Below are 5,000 nucleotides of genomic sequence, written 5' to 3'. Positions count from 1 at the left end.
AACCCGAGGTGCATTGGGAGGGCCAGCAACAAAAACGACATAGGCGGGCTTGCGGAGCAATTGGACAAGCTTGGCAGTTGTCTCGATCGCTGAAAGGTCGAATGCGCTAGGCCGGCAGGGGATTAGGACTAAATCCGCGACCTCGACCGCGGCACGGGCAGCGCTATCGGCATGAGGCGGCGTATCAATCACGATCCATTCGGCACCCTGCTCCCGAGCCTGACGGATTTTAACCGCAAGCCTTGGTGGTGGGCTATCGATTACCTCTGGAGGCTTATCCTGTCGCCAAGCCGCCCATTGACTGGCTGTTGCTTGTGGGTCGGTATCTACGATTAGGGCTATTGTTCCGGCATCCTGGGCGGCTGCAGCGAGATGGATCGCCAACGTCGTTTTTCCTGCCCCCCCTTTTTGACTGATGATCGCGATCGTCGGCATTGTCGGCTCTCCAACGTGTCGACAGTTCGACATGTGACTTGTTTTCTGCTCATACGCGTAAGGGAGATGGACCACTAGAGGCTGTTATGAACCTATGGGAAGTTGAGCGACTTGCTTCATCATGAGGCATGCGAAGGCGACCACATGAAGTCCGGCGAGTGTTTCGGCGTAGCGTTCATAATCTTTGACGAGGCGGCGGAAGCGGGTTGCCCAGGCGAATGATCGTTCGACAACCCAGCGGCGTGGAAGCAGCACAAAGCCGCGTTTGGCTTCAGGCAGCTTGACGACCTTCAGGGCGATACCGTGCCCGGCCGCGGCATTGGCGGCGCGCTCGCCGGTATAGCCCTGGTCCACCCAGGCGATCTCGACGTGACCATCGGTGACGGCCTGCACGGTGCGGGCGAGCCGCTCCACCTCACCGCGATCCTCGGCGCTGGCGGGTGTGACATGCAGCGCCAGCAGATGACCCAGCGTATCCACCGCCATGTGGATTTTCGAGCCTTTCTTGCGCTTGCCCCCGTCATAGCCGGCGCGTTCCCCGGTCTCGGGCGTCGATCGCAGCGTCCGACTGTCGATGATGGCGGCGCTGGGTTCGGCCGGGCGTCCTGCGGCCAGTCGCAATACACCGCGCAGATCGTCCACCATCGCCTCGAAACAGCCCGCTGCCAGCCAGCGTTGCGTCTGTTGGTACACCGCAGCCCAGGGCGGCAGGTCGTTCGGCATCCATGGCCACGACGCGCCCGTCTTCACGATGTAACGCAAGCCGTTGAACACCTCGCGCAGATCATGTTTTCGCTGGCCTGCATCCTCCCGCTGCAACAGCAGGTATGGCACGATCAGCGATCATTCCTCGTCGTTGATGTCAGACGGATACGGCTTGCGGCAAACACCCATCCAAAATCGGATGAAACAGCCAATCCTCCAAGTCCATAACAGCCTCTAGGTATTACCGATACAGGCCGATACTTGGTCAAAGCGCAAGCTAGTAAAGAGCAAGAACGGCTTCTCTTGCGCCCATTCGGAAGCATTATGGCGGTGTAATCGCCATTTTGAGGTCCCTTCAAAGGATGTTTTTCCAGGTTTTGATGTGACCAAAATCTATGATTTGGCCGTTTCGGGTTTTCACCTCAGATCGTAATTTTCTTGATAATAGAATCTATCTTGGGTTCCGGATCATAATGAGACTCACGCTCCAGTGTATCGATCCGCGCGCCTAGCCGAGCCAGCACCCGACCCATCGGACCGCTCAATGTCGCTTGCGCCAGCTCGCGGCACGACAGACGTGACAACATCGCGGCCTGCATCTCCCGCCGATCCACTTCTGCTTGGACAACATCGTCCGGTGGGGGCGCAGACCACATCCAACGCGGCAGATAAGCGATGACCGCTTTGGGCAGAGCAAATCGATAAGCATTGGACGTCTGAGCATAGCGAGGGCCGGCTCCCTGGGCCTCGATCCGCTTGAAGCGTCGCTGGCGTATAAGGAAGCCGATCCCCTCGAGCTGGTTGAGTGCCCGTGCAACAGTGGCGCGACCAAGAGCCGTCGCCTTGGCGAGGTGGTCATAGCTAGGAAACACTTGCCCCTCGTTGAGCCTAGCGAGTGCGAGTAATTCCTCATAGACGCGCACCGCCGCAGCGGTGAGCGCGGCAATGGCACGCTCGCTACGCGATAACCTTCGGGTACCCATGCGCTCCTCGCGTGCCAAGCGTCGCCCGGCGTCGAGCGTACGACGCGCGATCCGCAGCAACCGATCGGTTTCCCCTTTTGCGGGCACGGTAAAGAACATGCGCTCGAAACTTCCCGCTTCGATACTGCTGCGCCGCACCGGCGCGCTCGTGCGATGTGGCGTGCGAGTACGTGTACGCTTGCTTCCTCCCATCCGGGTGAGAGCGGTCGCCATTGCTTCGCCCAAGGTAAAGGCGGTCATCGTCCATCCCCATTGGGGCCGGAACCAGGATAAAAGAATTCGTGGCGCGAAGCGCGCATCCTTGAACAAATGTTCGATCAGGGGTATCTGGAGGGAGTGTTGGCTCCGGTTCGACGTTTGGCGACGTCGCTCCATTTGATACCCTTGGGATGCCCGGCCTTCGTGCCGGGCTTTCCTTTATGTGGTCACAGCCGCATTCCATATATCGTCGGCACAGCCCGCCGACCCGCAGGCCAGTTCTCGCAGGATTGGCCCAAGCGGGAAAGTGTTTACGGTTCGTGCTATCGAGTATGAATTCAAAAAATTGAGGCCGCAGGCGTGAAATTTGCCTGAAAGTTCGTGCTATCGAGTATGAATTGGACCGAAAGTTCGTGCTATCGAGTATGCTCAATCCACGACGATCGTTTCCCCCTCTGTGACATTCGCCCCCGATTCGAGGATGAGTTCACAGTCCGGCTTGGTCCGCGAATCGCCCAACGCATCCTGACCCGAATCCGGATTAGCCTCTTCATCGCAAATGGCAGGACGGCGGGTTATTGAGACTCGCACCGGATTGGCTTTGCGACCCCGGCGCCTCTCCTCATGCTCATCCAGTGTCTCGACCAGTTCGATCCGGTAGTCCGGAATGGCATCGCTACCGGCGATCTGCTTCAGCGCCGCCCGGAAATTGGCGATGGGGTTCTGATAGCCAATCTGCAGCCGGAAGGTGGCAATATCGAGATCCAGTCCCTCCCCTTCGTCGGTTGATCGGGCTACCTCATAGATGCGCCGCTCGATTGGACCGAGCTGGAAGTAGGCGGCGGCATAATCGAGTACGTGCCGGTCGAGCAGGATTGCCCGAAACAGCCAGTCGCACAGCCGGACCTTCACTGCCTTCAGTCGACGTTCGCCGCTGCGCGATCTGGAATAATGAAGCTTGGCCTCAGAAAGCCAAGAAAAGAAGCCCTCCTCGCCTTCACCACCCGCCTCAATATTGGTTTTGATCTGTGTCCCCTGCAATCGCTCCAGCGCTTCGGACAGGCGGGCATAGGAGCGCGCGGAGTGGTTGCTGCCGGTTACGGTGAACAGGTCATGCGCAGTGAAGATGAAATCCTGATCGACCGTCTCGCCCAGCTCAAGTTTGGCTGCCATTAGGCTGGCGATATAGAGAACGATCTCCTTGTCATAGATCGTGGCCACGCCACTTGCCGAAGGTCGAACCTCGATCGACACCTGATCGGTCTTGTAAGTCAGCGGCTTCATCCAAGCCGTCTTGGCGAGCGCAAAAAAAGGGAAGGCCATCAGCGATCGCTCACCACGGATTTCCCCCTGGAGAGGGCTATCGAGCAAGAAAAGGTCACTCTGAGGGGTCGCCGTGGCCCTGCGATCCTTCGAGCGCTTGGTGGACTGGCGAGCCATCAGCCATTCATACTCGAAAGCACGAATTTTGCGCACTCTTGAGCACGTTCCATAAGGAAAATGGCATGATTTAGCCCTTCAATTCGTGCTTTCGAGTATGAATTCATCTCTACCATCTCATATGAAGCGTATGACTGTCGACAAGCATACATATATACATAGTTTGCGCATTAACTTGCCTACTACATCTAGACACCTTGCTCCTTTTGAAAGTCGGTTACCATTCAGTGACATTATGAAAGAGAATTGTGAAAGCCATGAATGGTAGGCTGTTACGCACATCGCCTTGGCTTACAAATACGGCCGTTTGGGAAAGAGGACGCTTGACCAACACACCCTATCTGATCGGCTATGCCCGCGTGTCGAAGGGGGATGAACAATCGAACACGGCACAGGCCCGCGCACTAAAGGCCGCAGGTTGTTGGCGCGTGTTCGAGGAAACCGCCAGCGGCGGGCGCTGGGACCGCCCCAATCTTCACGAGATGATCGGCCAGCTGCGCGAGGGCGACGTGGTCGTGGTCTGGAAGCTCGACCGGCTCTCGCGCAGCCTGAAGGATCTGCTCCACATCATGGATCGGATCGAGGCAGTAGGTGCGGGCTTCCGCTCGCTGACCGAAGCCATCGACACCACGACGGCGGCTGGACGGATGATGATGCAGATGGTCGGCAGCTTCGCCGAGTTCGAACGGGCCATGATCCGCGAGCGGACCAGCGCCGGCCTCGCCCAGGCGCGTGCGGAAGGCCGGATCGGCGGACGCCGGCGCAAACTGGCTGAGCAACAGCGTCGCGAGATTGCCGAGTCCGTCACCTCCGGCCGCAAGTCGGGTGCCGAGATGGCCCGGCTCTACGGCGTCAGCGAACCCACCGTCTCGCGCATCGTCGCGGCGTATCGTCAGCAACAGGGCGGATAGGCATGAGGCGCCGCCACAATCTGGCTGGCCAGCTGACACGCCGGCCCAAGCCTCACTAGAAATCCATAACGATGCCAAAGGCACAAGATGCACTTGGAAACAGTTACGATCGGCAAAGTGTAGGAAGACACACACCAGCTTTGCATAGCGGACGTTTGGCGAACAAAATTTCTTGAATTACAACGATTTAGCGGGACCGTAGCGCAGCTATAAGTCATTCTGAAGCTTATGAAGGCAGTGCTACAGTGCTGCTACAGCAGCCTTTTAGATACAGAAACGCGCAGGCCTTAGTGAGTAGCAGCTTGCCAAGGTTTGTTGTTGGCTGTGA

The 5,000-nt window shown here is 58.0% G+C and carries 5 protein-coding genes (1 of these 5 running past the window's edge); 1 reads left to right on the top strand and 4 read right to left on the bottom strand.

The genetic code is table 11. The features are described 5' to 3' along the window. The 4 genes from parA to QE452_RS18210 all read right to left on the bottom strand — a co-directional run. On the bottom strand, positions 1-435 hold the 5' portion of the coding sequence (gene parA, locus QE452_RS18225) for a ParA family partition ATPase (protein WP_309660541.1). 216 nt of this gene lie to the left of the window's left edge; the window shows 435 of its 651 coding nt (coding positions 1-435); the start codon lies at positions 433-435; its stop codon lies off the left edge, out of view. A gap of 84 nt (positions 436-519) precedes the next feature. After that, the gene (locus QE452_RS18220) at positions 520-1,275 is read right to left on the bottom strand and encodes an IS5 family transposase (RefSeq protein ID WP_309660545.1); all 756 of its coding nucleotides are present in this window, start codon (positions 1,273-1,275) and stop codon (positions 520-522) included. Positions 1,276-1,562: 287 nt separating this feature from the next. Next, positions 1,563-2,363: a helix-turn-helix domain-containing protein gene (locus QE452_RS18215; RefSeq protein ID WP_309660542.1), complete on the bottom strand. Its 801-nt coding sequence runs from the start codon at positions 2,361-2,363 to the stop codon at positions 1,563-1,565. Between the two features lie 387 nt (positions 2,364-2,750). Then, complete coding sequence (locus QE452_RS18210; protein WP_309660543.1) at positions 2,751-3,761, bottom strand: replication initiator protein A; 1,011 nt, start codon at positions 3,759-3,761, stop codon at positions 2,751-2,753. Between the two features lie 323 nt (positions 3,762-4,084). Between QE452_RS18210 and QE452_RS18205 the strand changes: the two genes are divergently transcribed. Then, on the top strand, positions 4,085-4,672 hold the full coding sequence (locus QE452_RS18205) for a recombinase family protein (RefSeq protein ID WP_309660544.1): 588 nt from the start codon (positions 4,085-4,087) through the stop codon (positions 4,670-4,672). Positions 4,673-5,000 lie beyond the last annotated feature (328 nt).

The sequence above is a fragment of the Sphingomonas sp. SORGH_AS_0438 genome (assembly GCF_031453475.1).
Classification (GTDB): domain Bacteria; phylum Pseudomonadota; class Alphaproteobacteria; order Sphingomonadales; family Sphingomonadaceae; genus Sphingomonas.
This window is presented reverse-complemented; position numbering and strand designations above follow the sequence as displayed.